Origin of the sequence: Aggregatibacter actinomycetemcomitans (genome assembly GCF_023518055.1) — a bacterium.
Taxonomy (GTDB): domain Bacteria; phylum Pseudomonadota; class Gammaproteobacteria; order Enterobacterales; family Pasteurellaceae; genus Aggregatibacter; species Aggregatibacter actinomycetemcomitans.
The window spans coordinates 1,517,506-1,536,147 of sequence record NZ_CP085096.1 but is presented as its reverse complement, the minus strand read 5'-3'; the positions used below and the strand labels follow the sequence as shown (position 1 = coordinate 1,536,147).

18 protein-coding genes and 1 pseudogene are annotated in these 18,642 nt (G+C 46.0%); 11 read left to right on the top strand and 8 right to left on the bottom strand.

Features of this window, described 5'->3' with window-relative positions:
* Window positions 1–2: 2 nt before the first annotated feature.
* The 9 genes and pseudogenes from LIN98_RS07685 (at window position 3) to hypE (ending at window position 7,054) form a co-directional block, all read left to right on the top strand.
* Window positions 3–695 (top strand): 5'-methylthioadenosine/adenosylhomocysteine nucleosidase, encoded by a 693-nt coding sequence (locus LIN98_RS07685; protein ID WP_005545834.1) that lies wholly within the window; start codon window positions 3–5, stop codon window positions 693–695.
* A 178-nt stretch (window positions 696–873) separates the two neighbouring features.
* A complete protein-coding gene (locus tag LIN98_RS07680) occupies window positions 874–1,569 on the top strand; it encodes a DUF4198 domain-containing protein (protein WP_005538320.1) in 696 nt (231 codons plus the stop codon).
* Window positions 1,570–1,575: 6 nt separating this feature from the next.
* Window positions 1,576–2,079 carry a hypothetical protein gene (locus LIN98_RS07675; RefSeq protein WP_005566749.1) on the top strand — a complete coding sequence of 168 codons (504 nt, stop codon included), beginning with the start codon at window positions 1,576–1,578 and terminating at the stop codon, window positions 2,077–2,079.
* On the top strand, window positions 2,079–2,732 hold the full coding sequence (gene cbiM / locus LIN98_RS07670) for a cobalt transporter CbiM (RefSeq protein WP_005545836.1): 654 nt from the start codon (window positions 2,079–2,081) through the stop codon (window positions 2,730–2,732). The genes LIN98_RS07675 and cbiM overlap by 1 nt, the downstream gene beginning before the upstream one ends.
* Window positions 2,729–3,424 carry an energy-coupling factor transporter transmembrane component T family protein gene (locus tag LIN98_RS07665; RefSeq protein ID WP_005589304.1) on the top strand — a complete coding sequence of 232 codons (696 nt, stop codon included), beginning with the start codon at window positions 2,729–2,731 and terminating at the stop codon, window positions 3,422–3,424. Before cbiM ends, LIN98_RS07665 begins: the two co-directional genes overlap by 4 nt.
* A pseudogene (locus tag LIN98_RS07660) lies at window positions 3,390–4,014 on the top strand (energy-coupling factor ABC transporter ATP-binding protein). Before LIN98_RS07665 ends, LIN98_RS07660 begins: the two are co-directional and overlap by 35 nt.
* Before the next feature lie 78 nt (window positions 4,015–4,092).
* Window positions 4,093–4,902, top strand: a complete 810-nt coding sequence (hypB, locus tag LIN98_RS07655; RefSeq protein WP_005545839.1) for a hydrogenase nickel incorporation protein HypB — start codon at window positions 4,093–4,095, stop codon at window positions 4,900–4,902.
* A 26-nt stretch (window positions 4,903–4,928) separates the two neighbouring features.
* Complete coding sequence (gene hypD, locus LIN98_RS07650; RefSeq protein WP_025298320.1) at window positions 4,929–6,041, top strand: hydrogenase formation protein HypD; 1,113 nt, start codon at window positions 4,929–4,931, stop codon at window positions 6,039–6,041.
* Entirely contained in the window at window positions 6,041–7,054 is a 1,014-nt protein-coding gene (gene hypE, locus LIN98_RS07645; protein WP_005573702.1) for a hydrogenase expression/formation protein HypE, read from the top strand. Before hypD ends, hypE begins: the two co-directional genes overlap by 1 nt.
* Window positions 7,055–8,283: 1,229 nt before the next feature.
* Here the strand turns inward: hypE and LIN98_RS07640 are convergent.
* From LIN98_RS07640 to lptF, 5 genes are all read right to left on the bottom strand, one after another.
* Window positions 8,284–8,871, bottom strand: coding sequence for a hypothetical protein (locus LIN98_RS07640; protein ID WP_005570874.1), 588 nt, complete (start codon window positions 8,869–8,871; stop codon window positions 8,284–8,286).
* A 148-nt stretch (window positions 8,872–9,019) separates the two neighbouring features.
* A complete protein-coding gene (locus LIN98_RS07635) occupies window positions 9,020–9,835 on the bottom strand; it encodes a shikimate 5-dehydrogenase (RefSeq protein WP_005570878.1) in 816 nt (271 codons plus the stop codon).
* Window positions 9,836–9,984: 149 nt separating this feature from the next.
* On the bottom strand, window positions 9,985–10,869 hold the full coding sequence (metF, locus tag LIN98_RS07630) for a methylenetetrahydrofolate reductase (RefSeq protein WP_005566736.1): 885 nt from the start codon (window positions 10,867–10,869) through the stop codon (window positions 9,985–9,987).
* Between the two features lie 174 nt (window positions 10,870–11,043).
* On the bottom strand, window positions 11,044–12,111 hold the full coding sequence (gene lptG, locus LIN98_RS07625) for an LPS export ABC transporter permease LptG (protein ID WP_005570886.1): 1,068 nt from the start codon (window positions 12,109–12,111) through the stop codon (window positions 11,044–11,046).
* Window positions 12,112–12,115: 4 nt separating this feature from the next.
* Window positions 12,116–13,222, bottom strand: coding sequence for an LPS export ABC transporter permease LptF (gene lptF, locus LIN98_RS07620; RefSeq protein WP_206380225.1), 1,107 nt, complete (start codon window positions 13,220–13,222; stop codon window positions 12,116–12,118).
* Window positions 13,223–13,370: 148 nt separating this feature from the next.
* Between lptF and LIN98_RS07615 the strand changes: the two genes are divergently transcribed.
* Window positions 13,371–14,861, top strand: a complete 1,491-nt coding sequence (locus tag LIN98_RS07615; protein ID WP_014167722.1) for a leucyl aminopeptidase — start codon at window positions 13,371–13,373, stop codon at window positions 14,859–14,861.
* Between the two features lie 144 nt (window positions 14,862–15,005).
* On the opposite strand, the gene modC is transcribed toward LIN98_RS07615, so the two are convergent.
* The 3 genes from modC to modA form a co-directional block, all read right to left on the bottom strand.
* Window positions 15,006–16,067: a molybdenum ABC transporter ATP-binding protein ModC gene (gene modC / locus LIN98_RS07610; protein ID WP_005592624.1), complete on the bottom strand. Its 1,062-nt coding sequence runs from the start codon at window positions 16,065–16,067 to the stop codon at window positions 15,006–15,008.
* Window positions 16,054–16,782, bottom strand: coding sequence for a molybdate ABC transporter permease subunit (gene modB / locus LIN98_RS07605; RefSeq protein ID WP_005545848.1), 729 nt, complete (start codon window positions 16,780–16,782; stop codon window positions 16,054–16,056). Before modB ends, modC begins: the two co-directional genes overlap by 14 nt.
* 78 nt (window positions 16,783–16,860) lie before the next feature.
* Window positions 16,861–17,625, bottom strand: a complete 765-nt coding sequence (gene modA, locus LIN98_RS07600) for a molybdate ABC transporter substrate-binding protein (RefSeq protein ID WP_005566733.1) — start codon at window positions 17,623–17,625, stop codon at window positions 16,861–16,863.
* Between the two features lie 226 nt (window positions 17,626–17,851).
* On the opposite strand from modA, the gene LIN98_RS07595 reads away from it, so the two are divergent.
* A complete protein-coding gene (locus tag LIN98_RS07595; protein WP_148326190.1) occupies window positions 17,852–18,631 on the top strand; it encodes a TOBE domain-containing protein in 780 nt (259 codons plus the stop codon).
* Window positions 18,632–18,642 lie beyond the last annotated feature (11 nt).

Genomic DNA, 18,642 nt, shown 5'->3' with positions numbered 1-18,642 from the left:
ATATGAAAATTGGTATTGTCGGCGCCATGGCGCAGGAAGTGGAAATTTTGGTTGGGTTAATGACGGATAAAAACGTCACAAAATTGGTTTCCGGTACGATTTATGAAGGTAAAATTCATGGCAAAAATATTGCCTTGTTGCAATCGGGTATTGGCAAAGTCGCTGCTGCCATGGGCACCACCGCTTTATTGCAACTTGCTAAGCCGAACCTGGTGATTAACACAGGTTCCGCCGGTGGGGTGGCAGAGGGATTGCACGTCGGTGATGTGATTGTATCCACCGAAACCCAATACCACGACGCCGATGTGACCGCCTTCGGTTATGCCAAAGGACAGCTACCCGCATGCCCTGTCACTTTTGTTTCTGATGCCCGTTTGGTCGAATTGGCGGAACGTACTGCAAAACAACTTGGGCAACGGGTAAAACGCGGTTTAATTTGTTCCGGCGATAGCTTTATTCAAGGCGGAGAACGTTTGGCGCAGATTAAGCAGGATTTCCCAAATGTCATCGCGGTGGAAATGGAAGCCACAGCTATTGCGCAAGTTTGCCATGCGTTTAACGTGCCTTTCGTGGTGGTGCGCGCCATTTCCGATGCGGGCGATGGCAAAGCTAATATGTCTTTTGAAGAATTTCTACCGCTCGCTGCCAAACAATCGTCCGACATGGTTGTCGCCATGTTGGCGGAGTTGAATTAACGGTTTATTTTCCCTCTGCATTCCCGCCGCGTACGCGTTTGCCGTACGCGGAAACCTAATTATCCACACACTTATCTCTCTCATTTTTCCCGTATTTTTCTCAAAAAAACACTTGATTCTAAAGTTACTTCATATTTTATTATGGTATCAAATTTTAATTGATAAAAGGAGAGATCACATGAAATTCGAAAAAACAACCGCTATTTTGACCGCACTTTTCGCGGCATCCGTTGCTAACGCTCACAACGTATGGCTGGAACCCGTCAAGGAGGCGAATTCTACCGGGCAATATGTAGTGAAATTCGGGCATGAACAAACGGAAATTTATCCGGAACACAAGCTAAAAACCGTTAAATTGCTGGATAACAACGGCAACCTCACTAACGCAACCCATCAATTTAAACAAGGCGAAGCCTATCTCAATGCTGAAAATGCGTCACAAGTTTTTATCCGTTTTGATAACGGCGTCTGGTCAAAGCTGCCAAGCGGCAAATATGTAGAAAAAAGCAAACAACAAGAGCCCACTGCGGAATTTGCCGTGAACCCGGTGAAGTTCGGCAAAGCGTTGTTGCGTTGGGACGCGCAGGCGTTGAAAGCCCATGGCATGGAATATGAACTGGTGCCGCAAGAGAAAGCGCAAGCGGGTAAACCGCTACCGATTTTGGTGTTACACAACGGCAAGCCGGTGAAAGATATTAAAGTGGGATTGGGTGAAGACGCGCCGTTCAATCTGACTAATGAAAAAGGCATAGCCGAATTTACACCGCAAAAAGGCAACAACAAAGTTTGGGCAGAATTTTCGGAAAACGTGAAAGGCAACCCCGATTACGATCGCCGTTCGGTGGAATATATGCTGACCTTTGAGGCGGAGTAGGGCGCAATGAAAAAAACGCCGTATTTTTTGACCGCACTTTTGGGCTTATGTGTTGCACCTCACGCTTGGACGCACGCCCTTTATGTATTTGCCCAGTATGACGGGCAAACCGTGACGGGAAAATCCTATTATTCCGACATGACCCCCGCCGTCGAAACCTATGTAGAGGTGTTACGCCAAGGGGAAAATCAGCCGTTGCTGACGGGCAAAACCGACAATGGCGGTTATTTTCACCTGCCGTTAAAAGCGGATCCGAATATGGCGTTGAAAGTGGTGGTGGAAGGTGAGGAAGGGCATCGGGCGACGGTCGTGGCGGACAGAATTACGGCGAATGCCGGCGCAACAACTCGGGCGGGCGATGAAAGTCTGCTGTTGTTACGCGGTGATATTGCGCAGTTGCGCGATAAAATTTATCTGCACGATATTTTAGGCGGAATCGGTTACATTGTGGGAATTGCGGGCATTGCCGCTTGGCTGAAGGCCCGTAAGTTAAGAAAGGGACATCAATAATGCATTTATCGGAAGGCGTGTTGCATACACCGGTGTTGTTAGCCGGAGTGGCTTTGGCAGTGGTCGGTGTAGCGGTAGGGTTGCGTCGCCTGGATAACGAACGTTTGCCGTTAACGGCACTGTTTGCCGCCGCTTTTTTTGTTGCCGGCACCATCCATGTGCCGGTTGGCATCGGTAGCGTACACTTGATTTTAAACGGCATAGCGGGATTATTTCTTGGTTGGGCGGTGTTTCCCGCCTTTTTTATCGCCTTGTTGTTACAGGTGTTGTTTTTTTCCTTCGGTGGGTTTGCCGTGTTAGGCGTGAATTTGTGCGTGATGGCGTTGCCGGCGGTGGCGGCGCATTATTTATTACGCGGTTATTTGCATCCTGACATGGGAAAAATGGCGAAATTGTTCGCCGGTGTGGGTGTCGGCGTGATTGGTGTAGGTGGCGCGGGCGCGTTGGCGTCTTTGGTTTTAGCCTTGGACGGCGGTAAACATTATCAGGATTTAATCGCCCTGTTGTTGCTGTCCCATTTGCCGGTATTTGTGCTGGACGGCATTATCAGCTACGGCGTGATTTCTTTGCTCGGCAAAATGTATCCCGTCGCACTGCAACCTGTCGCCACCTCACAAAAAGCCGTCGGTTACAGCAAACGGTGTGCGCAATGAGTTCTGTTTTTCGTCTTTTTTTTGCACCGCACTTTTTCGCGCCTCATCTACGCCTGATCTATTTGTTTCTTTGGGGCTTAGTCATCAGTGCGTTGCACCAATCGTCTTTGCTATTCTGCTTGAACGGTGCGGCGTTGGTGTTGTTGGCGGCATTCATTTACGGCAATGCAGAACCTTATTCCCCCTATATAAAACGTTGGCTGTGGTTAAATGGATTCACGTTTTTGCTTTGGCTAACATTGAGCTGGCGGATCGGTGCCGAGGGCATGGAGCTTAATCCCGAAGGCATGGAAACGGCGCTGCTCATCACGTTACGTATGAATCTGTTGTTGTTTTCCTTGTGGTTGTTCTTGTGGAAAATGAACGACGCGGTGCTGGTGCAGGCAATAGGTAAATTGCCGTTACCGCCTAAGCTCATTTGGCTTTTTGTGTTGACTGTGCGTTACATTGCATTATTGGGCGAGTTGCGGCAGAAAATGGATCTGGCAATGCGCGCGCGCGGGTATCGCGCGGGACTGAATCGCCGCACGTTATATATCACTGCGCAACGGGTGGCGTTATTGCTTGTTCATGCCTTGTTAAAAGCGGAAACGGCGCAGATTGCGTTGAAATGTCGCAGCTTTCGATTCGGCAATCAACAAACGCTAGGCGGGGAAAATGACGGTTTTACAAGTCAAAGGATTGCAAATTAAGCGGGGAGAACGGCGGATTATTGATAATCTGTCCTTTCAACTTGACGCGGGGCAACGTTTTTTTATCCGGGGCGAAATCGGCACAGGAAAAACCACCTTACTTACTGGCGTTGCTCGGTTTTGTTCCTATTGCGGGGGGAGAAATTCGCCTGTTCGGGCAGCTTTGTCGGGAAGAACGGGATTTTGCTCCTTTTCGTGGCAGTGTGGGTTTTTGTTTTCAGCACGCCGACGATCAACTGTTCGGTCCGACGGTGTTGGACGATGTGGCGTTCGGTCCGTTAAATCAAGGCTTGCCGCGTCAACAGGCGTATGCCATCGCTTTGCAACAGTTGGAACGGCTGGGAATTGCCCATTTGCAAGACCGCACGGTGCATACCCTGTCCGGCGGCGAAAAAAATTTTACCGCACTGGCGGGCGTGTTGGCGATGCAGCCGAAAATGTTACTGTTAGATGAGCCGACTAACGGCTTGGATAGCAAAAATACCGAAAAACTGACCGCACTTTTGCGCGAATTGTCGTTGCCCATGTTGGTGGCGTCCCATCACCACGGCTTTACTGCACAATTGGCGGACGAAGTTTTGACTTTATGATCTCAATCAAAACCCTGCGCAGGCGTTGTGCTATCCTTAATACATACTTATTTTATCGCGATAAATCAGGGGGATAATATGTGTACGACTTGTGGTTGCGGGTATCCCGAACAAGTAAGAATCGGCGAAGTGGCACATTCTCATCATGACAGCCACGACGGCACGCAAAGTGCAGTCAAAAATCCGGACTTTTCTCATTTCAAATTTCACTCGGCGCAGCAGCCGTCCGACACATCCGAGACGCAAAAACGCTTGTTGAAAGTGGAGCAGGACGTATTAGGTAAAAATAATCAAATTGCGGCGCACAACCGTTTTCTTTTCCAACAACAGCACATTCTTGCATTGAATTTGGTGTCTAGCCCGGGTTCCGGCAAAACCACCTTGCTTACTACCACGCTAAACGCGCTGAAAAATGACCGCACTTGTTATGTGATTGAAGGCGATCAACAAACGGAAAACGACGCCGATCGCATTCGCGCCACCGGTGTATCTGCGATTCAGGTGAACACCGGTAAAGGTTGCCATTTGGATGCGCAGATGATCAACGACGCCTTGTTCAAACTGGAACCGAAACAACACAGCCTCTTATTCATTGAAAATGTCGGCAATTTGGTTTGCCCGTCGGAATTTGATTTGGGCGAAAAAGCCAAAGTGGTGATTTTGTCCGTCACCGAGGGCGAAGACAAACCGCTGAAATACCCACATATGTTTGCTGCCTCCAAACTCATGATTTTAAACAAAATCGACTTGCTGCCTTACCTTAATTTCGACGTGGAAAAATGTATCGCCTACGCCAAACAGGTGAACCCGCAAATTGAGGTGATTCAACTTTCCGCTACCACGGGCGAAGGCTTAAAAGACTGGTTAAATTGGTTACAAAACGCCTAGCATTTTTGCGGAGTAAGGGGACTGTTATGCAATTCATTGATGAATTTCGTGATCCCAAACTGGCGAAAAGTTTGGTGGAGCGTTTGCAAAAACTCATGGAAAAACTACCGCACTTTACGCCGGAAAATCCGTTGTATCTTATGGAAGTCTGCGGCGGTCATACCCATACGATTTTTAAATTCGGCTTGGATCGCCTGTTGCCGAAAAGCATTGAGTTTATTCACGGTCCGGGCTGTCCGGTGTGTGTGTTGCCCATGGGGCGCATTGATGTGTGTATTGAAATCGCGCAAAAGCCCAATGTGATTTTCTGCACCTTCGGTGACGCCATGCGGGTGAAAGGACGGTGCGGTTCCTTGCTGGAGGCAAAAGCCAAAGGCGCCGATGTGCGAATCGTTTATTCGCCGTTGGACGCGCTGAATATCGCCGTGAACAATCCCGAAAAAAACGTGGTTTTCTTTTCCCTCGGTTTTGAAACTACTATGCCGAGCGCGGCGGTGACCCTTCAACAGGCGAACAAGCTGAATCTGCAAAATTTCTGGGTGGTATGTCAAAACATCACCATTATCCCCACTTTACACAGCCTGCTTTCGCAAGATTATGTGAAAATTGACGGCTTCATTGCGCCCGGCCATGTGAGCATGGTGATTGGCGCCTCGCCTTATCAATCCATTGTGGATAAATACCATAAGCCTTTTGTGGTTACGGGCTTTGAGCCGTTGGATATTCTGCAAGCCATCGTGATGTTGGTGCAACAATTCGTGGACGGGCGTTGTGAAATCGAAAACCAATATAAACGCATCGTGCATTCCCAAGGCAACCTGCTGGCGCAACAAGCCATGCGTGAAGTGTTCCAATTGAAGAAATCCAGCGAATGGCGCGGTTTGGGCGAAATCGAAGAGTCAGGCGTGGAACTCACCGACGCGTACAAACGTTTTGACGCGGAAATCTATTTCCACAGCCACCCGCAACAAGTGGCGGACGACCCCAATTCCCGCTGCGGCGATGTGCTCACCGGCAAATGTAAACCTTGCGATTGCCCGTTATTCGGCAGCCAATGCAACCCGGATGATGCCTACGGCGCCTTAATGGTGTCTTCAGAAGGGGCGTGCGCCGCCTATTATCAATACCGGAGAGAATAATGACAGATTTTATTACCATGGCGCACGGCAACGGCGGCGCGGCAATGCAAAAATTAATTCAGTATTATTTCGTCGAAGCCTTTGACAACCCGATTCTCGCCCAAGGAGAAGATCAAGCCCGTTTGCCGTTGGCGGAATTGATGGCGCAGGGCGAACAGCTTTCTTTCAGCACCGACAGTTTCGTCATTGACCCGATTTTCTTCCCTGGTGGCAACATCGGCAAGCTCGCCGTATGCGGCACGTTAAATGATGTGGCGGTATGCGGCGCTATTCCCAAATACCTTTCCTGCGGCTTTATTTTGGAAGAAGGTTTACCATTAACCGAATTAAAAGAAATCATTCAAGCTATGGCGCAAGCCTGCAAAGCTGCCGGCGTGCAGGTGGTGACGGGCGATACCAAAGTAGTGCAAAAAGGCGCGGTAGATAAAATCTTCATCAACACCAGCGGCATCGGCGTGATCCCGCGTGGTATCGATTGGGGAATGCACCGTATTACAGCGGGCGATAACATCATTGTCAGCGGCACCATCGGCGAACACGGTGCTACTATTTTGAACCTGCGCGAAAACCTTGGCATTCAGACTGATCTGAAAAGCGACTGCGCCGTTCTTGCCCCGCTCATTGATTTATTGCGCCCCATTGACGGCGTGAAAGCCGTCCGCGACGCTACCCGTGGCGGGGTAAACGCGGTGCTGCACGAATTTGCCGCCACCCAACAACTGGGTATGCAAATCAACGAAGAAGACCTGCCGCTTCGTCCTGAAGTGCGCGGCATTTGCGAACTGCTCGGCTTAGAAGCGCTGAATTTTGCTAACGAAGGCAAACTGGTCATCATCGCCGCCCCTGAAAAAACACCTGAAATTCTGACCGCACTTCACTCGCACGAACTGGGAAAAAATGCCGCAGTCATCGGCGAAGTGACGACGGATAAAAAAGTGAGATTGTTGGGCAGCTTCGGGCAGTCACGGCTGTTGGATTTGCCGGTGAATGAGCCGTTACCAAGGATTTGTTGATTTTTTATCGGGTTTCGCCCGATGGGCGCCTTACTTTCTTTTACTTGCATAAAAGAAAGTAAGCAAAGAAAAGTGCACCCCAGCTTCACCGCTTATCCTCGCTCACTTGCAATTTTCTTAACGAAAATTTTCGAACTCGCCATTTCATGGCTCAAACAGGCGAAAATTTCCTAAAAATTGCAAATCGCTCAGGCGGCTCAGATGGGGGCCCCCTGTTTTGTCGGAGCATCAAAAAAGTGCGGTACATTTTGAAATCGTTTTCTATCGTTGAAAACGCTTAAAAATACTGTTTTTTATGACTGCACTTCTGTTCCCTAAATTCCCCAAAGGGGAATGACTATGCCTAATCTAGGGTAACTTGTTACCCTAGGCAAAAAACACCAAGTCTATCTAGGAGATAATAACAAATGACTATAGTGAACCATATTATTCAAGTGATCGGGAAAGGGCGTTTTATGATGGTGAGTCTTTGCTGTATCCTAGTCACCGCCTGCGCCACCCCGCGCGAGCCCTTACCCGAGCCTTATGTTGCCGTTAAAGGGCAGCCCTATTATTGGGAGATCGGGAGAGAGCATGTTTTTAACTGCTTCATCATCGGTGCCACCAAGGGGCACGGATACCAAACAAGAAATGACCCGTGCAGGTTTACGCACGACGGCAATTTCAATGAAACCGATTTGAAAGGCGTCGCATTTCATTTGGATGGCTCGATCATTGTAGAATCCGCAGTCCCGATGTTAGGTCCTTTCGGTCCGATTTCTTCATACGATAAACGGATAGCTTCCCCGTCGTCATTCAGGTGATGGAACAAGACGACCCTGTATTGAAAACATGTAGCCGTGTGGATTATCGGCAAATAGACATAAGTGGCGATTATCCGAAAAACGCCGTGGCTTACGATTGTAGTAAAAATCATCCATCTGCTGCTCGGTTCATGTAATTTGTGTGCCGTACAGTATCTCGCCGCACCATGATAGCGCACGCTTCCCATCGTGCGCTGTAACTTTCAAATATTTCGGGCACAGGTTATGAAATATGCGTCGGCAAGAGGGCTTGGATACTGGTGCTATCAGAGTGAAGTGCGGTGAGTTTTAGGATTGTTTTTTTAGCGTTGAAAACGTTTGAAATTTTGACCGCACATTTTTTGTTTTTGTGATAGTTCAAGCGTCCACGCTTGGACAAAAGGATAGCACCAGCGTGGACGCTGGTGCTATCAAAATGATGGGTGTTTACCATTTATTTATATGCAAAGAATTACCTTTTGTGTCATTACACATTGTAGAAGAACCAAGTGACATACAACTTATAACATTTGTTTTCGGTTGAAACATTCCCCATGCTTTTGAGAAATTATTATTTTCACTAGATGGTTCATTCACCCAATTATTTTGTTCACGCGCTCTATTGTACTCCTGTACATACTGTTTTGTATTGCAATCAATACCCAAAGTTTTTTGTACTGACAGCATATCTTGCAAGGTAATATAATGCCCAAAACTAGTCATTTTTGCACTGTCACCTGATACATATCCGCGATTGAAATCAGAACAAAAAGAATCTACTCCACCAGCTTTGGAAACTGCATAACTGGAGCATTGCTCTGGTGTAATATTTCTTTTAGTTATCTCATTAATTATATTTTGTTGAATTTTAGATTTTGGTAGTTTTACTTCAGAAGTGAATGCAGAAAGGCATAAAATTTCGTCAGATACAGATGTATCACTAACAGATAGATCTCCACTAAGAATATTATCAGAAGTAAAAGACGAGCATGATGTAATAGTTAATATACTACTAATCAAAAAAATTTTTTTCATAAATAAAAACTCCTATAACTAGACTTTTCTAATTATAGGAGTTTCTTAATTTTTTGTCTGTGATCTAACTCAACTATTTGAAATAGTTAATCCCTTCGCTAGCAATAATTATTAATGTTGTAAAAACACTTCCAAAATCCACCGCACTTTACGCATTCTTTCTTGCATATTCCGCGGCTTCGGCGATGAGTTCCTCGCTTGGTCGTTTGCCGGTGTAGAGTTCAAATTGTTCGACGGCTTGTAAGACGATGACTTCGGCACCGGAGATGGTTTGTTTGCCGAGGGCTTGGGCGGCTTTGATTAACGGGGTGTCGGCGGGGTGGGCGACGACGTCAAAAGCGGTTTTGGCGTGGCGGATCATGGTTTCGGGGAAGGCGAGATCGAATGCTTCTTTGCCTCCTTTCATGCCGATGGGGGTGACATTAATGAGAATGTCGGCGTTTTGGTTGTTGAGGGAATTGATGTAGCCGTAGCCATAAAGTGCGGCTAAATAATTGCCTGTTTTTTCGTTACGGGCAAAGATTTTGACATTCTCAAAACCGGAATTTTTAAAGGCGGCAACCACCGCTTTTGCCATGCCGCCACTGCCGTGCACGATCACGGAATCGTTTTTATCCAGTTGATATCTTTCGATAAGTTTCACGATGGCGATGTAATCGGTGTTATAGGCACGTAAAAATCCGTTGTCGTTGACGATGGTATTTACCGATTTGATGGCTTGTGCGGAAGGGGAGATTTCATCTAAAAACGGCATACAGCTTTCTTTAAACGGCATGGACACCGCACAACCGCGAATCCCTAACGCCCGCACGCCTTTCACTGCGTGTTCGATGTCGTTGGTGGTAAAGGCTTTATAAATGAAATTCAAACCAAGTTTTTGATAAAGGTAATTGTGAAATTGTGTACCGAAATTGCCGGGACGACCGGACAGGGACATACAGAGTTGGGTGTCTTTGTTGAGCATAGTCAGCCTTTTCGTTGGTGTGGATGGAAAATAATACGGTGAGTATAGCAGTTCCTGATGGCGCGCGCCTTGCGAGGCGTGTGAGCAAGTTGATAAAAAATATTCGGGATATAGATCAAAGTGCGGTCATTTCTTTTTATGTTTTTAACTTACAAACTCGGACGAATGCCTAACGTGTGGCAAATAGCATAGGTGAGTTCACTGCGATTCAGGGTGTAGAAATGAAAGTCTTTTACCCCTTCGCGGGACAGTACACGCACCATGTCCATGGCGATGCTTGCCGCCACCAGATTGCGGGTGGTTTGGTCATCATCCAAGCCTTCATACATTTTGCTCATCCAAGCTGGAATTTTCACATTAGTGATTGCTGCCATTTTTTGTAATTGTTTGAAGTTGGTCACCGGCAGAATCCCCGGCACGATTTCTGCATCAATACCGATAGACGCGCAGCGATCGCGGAACCGCAGATAGCTGTCAATATCGAAAAAGAATTGTGTGATCACATGATTGGCACCGGCATCAATTTTACGTTTTAAATTAATTAAATCCGCTTGCGCCGATTTGGCTTCCGGATGAACCTCAGGGTATGCCGCCACGGAAATATCAAAATCTGATACGTCACGTAATAATGCTACTAAATCGGCGGCATAAAATGGTTTTTTCTCGTAGCCTTTCGGCTCGTCACCGCGCAGTGCCACAATGCGACGAATGCCGCTATCCCAATAACCTTTGGCAATGCGACGCAATTCGTCCGAGGTAGCGTCAATACCGGTTAAATGCGGCGCAGCTTCCAGACCGGTTTCCTGCTTAATGCGTTTCACCACCCCGTGAGTGCGTTCACGCTCGCCGGAATTGGCGCCGTAAGTCACGGATACAAATTTCGGTTTTAGCACTTTTAAGCGATGGATGGATTCCCACAGAAGATTTTCCATTTTTTCACTTTTCGGCGGGAAAAATTCAAAAGAGACATTAATTTTGCCGTTTAAATCAGCTAAATGTTGATTTAGATTATCAATTTCTTTTGCGTAACTCATAAAGTTGCCTCGTGTTTTCATCAGTCGGATACGTTGGTTCAAATTAAAGCGAAAAGGAATATGTGTCAATTTCAAATATTTCATTTATTTTATGAATTGAATTAATGTGCGAAACAAAAGCCCGCGATGTATCACGGGCTTTAAAAACAGCATTTTTTATGACCGCACTTTTGCCTAATTACGTCGTCGTGCCAACAACCACCAAGTGATGATTAGGAACAGCACACTCGGCATCAGCGCGCCGATAAGCGGCGTGGTGTTATAAACTAAACTGAATTTACCAAATAATTCATTCACCATATAGAACAGGAAGCCGAAGCAAATCCCGATAAGGATACGGGCGCCTGCAGTCACGCTGCGCAACGGTCCGAAAATAAAGGACAGCGCCAACATCATCATGACTCCAACCGAAATCGGCTGGAATAATTTACGCCAATAGGTTAGCTCGAAATTTTTGGAATCCTGTCCCGTCTCCCTTAAGAAAGTAATGTAATTGGATAAACCGGAAATAGATAAAGAAGTTGGTCGTAACGACGCCACACCAAGTTTATCGGGTGTTAAATTGGTTTGCCATTCTTCGTTTAAACGATTGGTGGTTTGAATGTTCTCCGGCTGAATACGTGATTCGTTGACTTGCTGCAACGTCCATTTGCCGCTGTTAAAGGTTGCCCGGTTGGCGTGTTTGAGTTTCTCTAACTGACGCTGTTCATTAAAGGTGTAAATATAAATATCATTTAATTCCACGTCATCGGTAATGCGACGCACATACACGAAATTATTGCCGTCTTTCGCCCAAATACCGTTTTTCACCGATAGCATTGAACCGCCGGAAATAGCTTTGGAACGCATATCACGGGCGAATTGTTCCGTTTGCGGAATGCCCCACTCACCGATCACCATGGTCAGCAACACTAAAGGGAGCGTGGTTTTCATCACCGCAAAACCAATACGCATACGGGAAAAGCCGGAAGATTGCATCACCACCAGTTCACTGCGGCTGGCAAGATTACCTAAAGCAATCAGTGCGCCGAGTAGTGCCGCCATCGGGAAAAAGGTTTCCACGTCTTTCGGCATGGTCAGCACGGTATAAGCGATGGCTTGTAAAATATCATAAGTGCCTTTGCCCACACTGCGGAACTGTTCCACGAATTTAATGATAGCGGACAACCCCACCAACATTAACAAGGTGGCGAAGATCGTACCTAAAATACTTTTACCGATATATCGTTCTAATGTATTCATCGAGTTATCCCTGTGTTACCGCTTTTTTATTGAACGAATAACGAATGCGATACATAAATGCGCTATCCCAGCTATTCAGGAGAATTGCCAGTAAGAAAAAGACAATATTGACTAACGGCATGAATAACCCGGCATCCAATTTGCCTGCCCCGCCGGCGGATTTTAACGAGCTTTGCAATAAGAAATAAATTAAATACAACAACAATGCCGGCAACACTTTAGCAAAACGCCCCTGGCGCGGATTCACACGGCTTAGCGGCACGGCAAGTAACGCCATAATCGGCACGGCGAGAATTAAGGTTAGGCGCCAGTGAAACTCGGTTTTCGCCGCCGGTGTTTTGGTGTTTAACAACTGACTTAAACTTAATTCTTCCGTCTCGGCAGAATCATCATTCACTGCTTTATGCCCTAAATACGCCTGATATTCATCAAAATGGGTGATGCGAAAATCCGGCAGTGCCGCCGTGCCTTCAAAGCGTTCGCTGTTTTGTAGATTCAGCACCTGATCGCCGTTCGGTAACGCTTTTAATTCGCCTTTTTCCGCTACGATCACCGACGGCTTGCTTTGTCCGCGTGGTTGCGTTTGGAACACATAAACATTATTGATTTGATTATTTTGAATGTCATCGATGAACAGCACGAAATCGCTGTTGTTGGCGCTAACGAATTGCCCGGCGGACAATGCACCTACATTCGGATTGGCTTTGGCATCTTCCACAATTTCTGTCTGTTTGTGAATCGCCCAAGGTGTCAACCAAAGTGCGTTGTAAGCCGCCACACCTGACGTTAATAAGGAAAGTAGCAGTACAACTTTGACTAAAATCGGCTGTCCCACACCGCAGGCACGCATCACGGTAATTTCACTTTCTGCATACAAACGCCCCAGCGTCAGTAAAATGGCGATGAACAAACAGAGCGGCAACATGAGCTGCGCCATGGTTGGCATACCTAAGCCGAGTAAAGAAAAGACTAAATCCGCCGGTACTTTACCGTTTGCGGCAGAGCCCAGTACGCGTACTAATTGCTGACAGAAAAAGATCAGCAGCAAAATAAACAAAATCGCAATCTGGCTTTTAAAAATTTCTTTGGTTAAATATCGGGTTAAAATCACTTTATCGTCCATTTTTCTCTTGCAATTTGAGCAAAAGAGATTAAATTCGTTGTAATTAAAATAGGTGAATCACTTGATTTGCCTAAATAATAAGTAAGGTATGATACCCTAATTTAGCATTTAAAACAGCAAAATAAGCGAGGAAAAAATGAAGTATAGTGCTCAACAATGTGCCATTAATCAGCCTGCGGACTGCCTGATTGTGGGCATTTTTGAAGAGAAAATCCTATCCAAAAGTGCGGTGGAAATTGACAATCTTTCCGGCAATTATCTAAGCGATTTGGTGGAAAACGGCGAAATCAGCGGCAAATTAGGGCAAACCGCCTTGTTACGCCATTTGTCAAATATCGCTGCCAAGCGCGTATTGGTGGTGGGTTGCGGCAAAGCCGGAGAGCTTAGCGAACGTCAATATAAACAACTTATTCAAAAATCCGTACAGGCATTAAAAGAAACCCAAGCCAAAAGTGCGGTCAGTTTTTTAACTGAAATTCAGCTCAACCAACGCGATCTTTATTGGAATATTCGCTTCGCGGTGGAAACCGTCGAACAGGATTTATACCAATTCACCCAATTCAAAAGCCAAAAAACAGCGGAAAAATCCACCGCACTTTGTGAAGTGATTTTTAATGTGGATGCCAAGGATCAAACCACCGCTGAGCAGGCAATTCAGCACGCTTCCGCCATTGCATTGGGCGTGCGCTTTACTAAAGATGTCGCAAATTGCCCGCCAAATGTGTGTACCCCAAACTACCTGGCGGATAAAGCCTTAGACTTGGCAAAACACTCACCTCTCATCAAAACCACAATTATCAACGAAGCCGACATGGAAAAATTAGGCATGGGCGCTTATTTGGCGGTGTCTCGCGGTTCCCGTAATGAAGCAAAACTTTCCATTATGGAATACCGTAATGCGCCGAATCCGAACGCGAAACCTATCGTACTGGTGGGCAAAGGCTTAACCTTTGACGCAGGCGGGATTTCTCTCAAACCCGCCGCCGACATGGATGAAATGAAATATGATATGTGCGGTGCGGCATCTGTTTACGGCGTAATGAGCGCATTGGCGCAATTACAGCTGCCGCTAAACGTTATCGGCGTGATGGCGGGCTGCGAAAATCTGCCTGATGGCAATGCTTATCGCCCGGGCGATATTCTCACCACCATGAACGGCTTAACGGTGGAAGTGTTGAACACCGATGCAGAAGGACGTTTAGTGTTGTGCGATACGTTAACTTATGTGGAACGCTTTGATCCGCAAGTCGTTATTGATATTGCTACCTTAACCGGCGCGTGTGTGGTGGCATTAGGTCAACACAACAGCGGCTTGGTTTCCACTCATGATGACATTGCTGCGGCCATTGAAAAAGCGGCGCAACAAAGTGCCGACAAGGCGTGGCGTTTGCCGTTAAGTGAAGAATATCAAGAACAGCTTAAATCTAACTTTGCCGATTTAGCTAACCTTGGCGGACGCTGGGGCGGTACGATCACCGCTGCTGCATTTCTTGCCAATTTCACCAAGAAATACCCATGGGCACACCTAGACATCGCCGGTACCGCGTGGTTACAAGGCGCCAATAAAGGTGCCACCGGCAGACCGGTTTCCTTGCTGGTGCAATTCCTGTTGAATCAAGTGAAATAAAATACCGAAGAAAATGACCGCACTTTGCTCTGTACCTTAAAACTTAGGTTTGTTATCTGTCTAAGTTTTGGGGGAGAGGGTAGAGTGCTTTTCTTTTCAGAAAAAATGCACCTCTATCTAACCTACTAAATAGGGGCGCTCAAACTATGCAGACAGCACGGAAATGGCTTTAATCTGCGCATAAACCAGTTGTCCCGGTTGCAATGCCAAATCATGAAACGACCATTTGCTGATACTCGCCCAAATATGCTTTCCGCCAATATCCAGTTTGAGATCGACATGGTTTTCCTGTTCCTGAATTTTCACAATGCGCCCGTGTAAAATGTTTCGAATGCTGGATTTTTCCGCTTTATGCAGACTGATGGACACATCGGAGCTATGAACGCAAATACGGACATTTTCATTCATTTCCGACGCCACTTGGTTAATCCAAATGTTCTGATCGCCGATAGAAAGTGCGGTCATTTTATAAGACGGATTATGCATAAAAACAGGCAGAGAAAGCACCGCACTTTGTTCGTTTTCCTGTTTCCAAGGTAAGAACAGTGGGCTTTCCCAAATGTTCTCCAACATATCATAGGCTTCCACCTTTCCGTCGGTTAATAAGACAACCCGTTCCGGCAGGCGCAAAAGTTCATCAATGCTGTGCGTCACGTACAAAATCGGAATATTAATTTCTTTGGATAATCGTTCCAGATAATTCAATAATTCCCGCTTGCGTGGTAGATCTAGGGCGGAAAGCGGTTCGTCCATTAATAAAATTTCCGGGTCTGTTAATAGTGCCCGCCCGATTGCCACACGTTGTTTTTCACCGCCGGATAAAGTGATCGGATAACGTTTTAATAAATGCCCGATCCCCAGCAATTCCACAATGTAGTCAAATTCATCCTTGCTGGTATTTTTCATGCCGTAGCGCAAATTGCCTTTCACCGTGTAATGCGGAAATAAGCGTGCGTCCTGAAAAACATAACCAATATTGCGCCGATTGGCGGGAACACAAATTCCCTCTTCCGCTTCAAATAACACACGATCATTTAACGCAATTACGCCCTCATCCGGATTAATTAACCCGCTTATCAAATTGATCAGAGAAGATTTCCCCGAACCGGATAAGCCGAAAAGTGCGGTCACGCCTTGCGATGGAATTTCAAGCTTCGCCTGTAGGGATAAATTGCCTAATTGTTTTTTTACATCAATGTACAGCATCGCTTTGTCCTAATCTTTTCTGCATCCGTTTTGCCAGCCACTCCGATAACAACAGGGAAACCAGGGATAAAATTATAGCAAAAACACATAAACGGGCGGCTTGTTCTTCCGCGCCGGGCGTTTGAATGAAAGAATACATTGCTAAAGGAATAGTTTGTGTTTCACCGGCGATATTGGAAACGAAAGTAATGGTTGCGCCGAATTCACCCAAGGAGCGGGCAAATCCCAATACGATGCCCGCTAAAATTCCCGGCAAAGATAGGGGCAAGGTGATGGTAAAAAATACCCGCCAAGGGGAAGCTCCCAAGGTTCTGGCGGCTTGTTCCAATTTTAAGTCGATACTTTCCAGCGAAAGACGAATTGCCCGAACCACTAATGGAAATGCCACCACGGCAGCGGCTAATACCGCCCCGCGCCAGCTGAAGCCGAAAGTCAGCCCGAACCATTGGTATAAATATTTGCCGATGAAACCGTTGCGTCCCATTGCCACCAACAACAGGTAACCAATCACCACAGGGGGCAATACCAAAGGCAAATGGATGATGCCGCTGACGATGGATTTTCCATAAAATTCTTTACGCGCTAACAGCCACGCCACAAAAATCGCAAAAGGCAGGCTCCAAATCATCGCACTGACAGACACTTCCAGGCTCAACCGAATGGCGTCGATTTCTAATTGGCTTAAACCTAATAACGTCAGAAATTGTGTAAGCAAAATCCCGATTCCCTTTATAAATAGCCCATAAACAAAGCGTAGCACAATGGCTACGCTTCAGACGTCAATTGAGTGCGGTTATTTTACCGAGAAACCGTAATCCGCAAAGACTTTTTTCGCTTCAGGCGATTCTAAATATTTTAAGAAGGCTTGCGTTTCCGCATTATTGTGATCTTTTAAAATGGCAACCGGATAATTTGCCGGTTTATAAGAATCTTGTGGGAAGACACCGACCGTTTTGACTTCTTTACTCACTTTCGCATCGGTTGCATATACGATACCCAACGGAGACTCACCACGTTCAACCAAAGCTAATGCGGCACGCACATCTTTGCCACGGGCTAATTTATCTTTCACTTTGTCCCATAAGTTTAATTTGGTTAAGGCTTCTTCGGCATATTGACCGGCAGGCACGTGCGCCGGGTCGCCAACGGATAAATAAGCATTATTTAATTGGTTAATCCATTCGCCTTTAGCAATATCGACATTTTCTAATTTGCTGTTTTTTTGTGAAATAAGTACCAGTTCGTTACCTACTAATAATTTTTCACTTTCTTTCACGGTTAATTCTTTATCGGAAAGGTATTTCATCCATTTGCCGCTGGCGGAAATAAATAAATCGGCAGGCGCACCTTCTTCAATTTGTTTGGCTAATGTGGAAGAGGAGGCGAAAGAAAATACAACTTCTTCCTTCGGGTTCATTTTGTAATAATCGGCGGCGACCTGCTTCAAGGAATCGGTCATGGACGCAGCGGCAAAAACAGTGACTTTAGCTTGAGCGGAAAGTGAAAAGGCAAAATAAGCGGCGGCTAAACCTGCGGCAATTTTTGAATATTTAGACATAATACAAACTCCGTTTTTGGTTAGTAAATAAATTATATATCGCGCAGATTATACAACGATGAGCGCAATATAAAAATATTTTTGAACAAGAAAAGATCACAAGATTGCGTATGTGCCAAACGATTTATCGGCGTTCTTATTTAGAACAAAATATAGTATGATGTGCAACCGATAAACCATGTCATAAAACGATATATTCCACAGCGAATTTTGAGGGGAAAACCACATGCGAAGTACCGAAATTTTACTCACCATCAAATTGAAACAACAACTCTTCGCAGATCCGAAGCGGATCCGTTTATTAAAAGAAATTGAAAAATGCGGCTCCATTAACCAAGCGGCAAAAAATGCCAAAGTCAGTTACAAAAGCGCCTGGGATCACCTTGAAGCCATGAATAAAATCAGCCCGAAACCGTTACTGGAACGCAATATCGGCGGCAAAAACGGCGGCGGCACGGCGCTTACCGTTTATGCGCAACGGTTGCTGCAACTTTATGATTTACTTGAACAAACACAAGAAAAGGCCTTTAGCATTTTGAAAGACGAAAAGGTTCCGCTCAACAGTTTGCTTTCCGCTACCGCGCGGTTTTCGCTGCAAAGTAGCGCACGCAATCAGTTTTTCGGCATCGTTCAGGCATTACGTTTTGAAGATGTACATTGTTTTGTGGATATCGAGCTGGAAGGCTTTTCCGAGCCATTAACCGTGTCGATTACAGAAAAAAGTGCGGTGCGTTTAAAACTTGAATTAAATAAGGAAGTTATGTTGATGTTTAAAGCACCTTGGGTAAAAATCCGCGCCAAACAGGCAAGAAATATGCCGAATCAATTCCGTGCAACGGTAAAATCCATTATTGACAAAGGGGAGGCAGGAGAAGCAATTTTAGTCTTAGAAGATTTAAAAATTGAGTTCTGTGCTACACTCACCAAAACTCAACATATTGAGCTTGAGCAACAGGTTTGGATTTCCGTCGATCCGGAGCAAATCATTCTTGCTACCCTTTATTAGTCTTTTTTTCC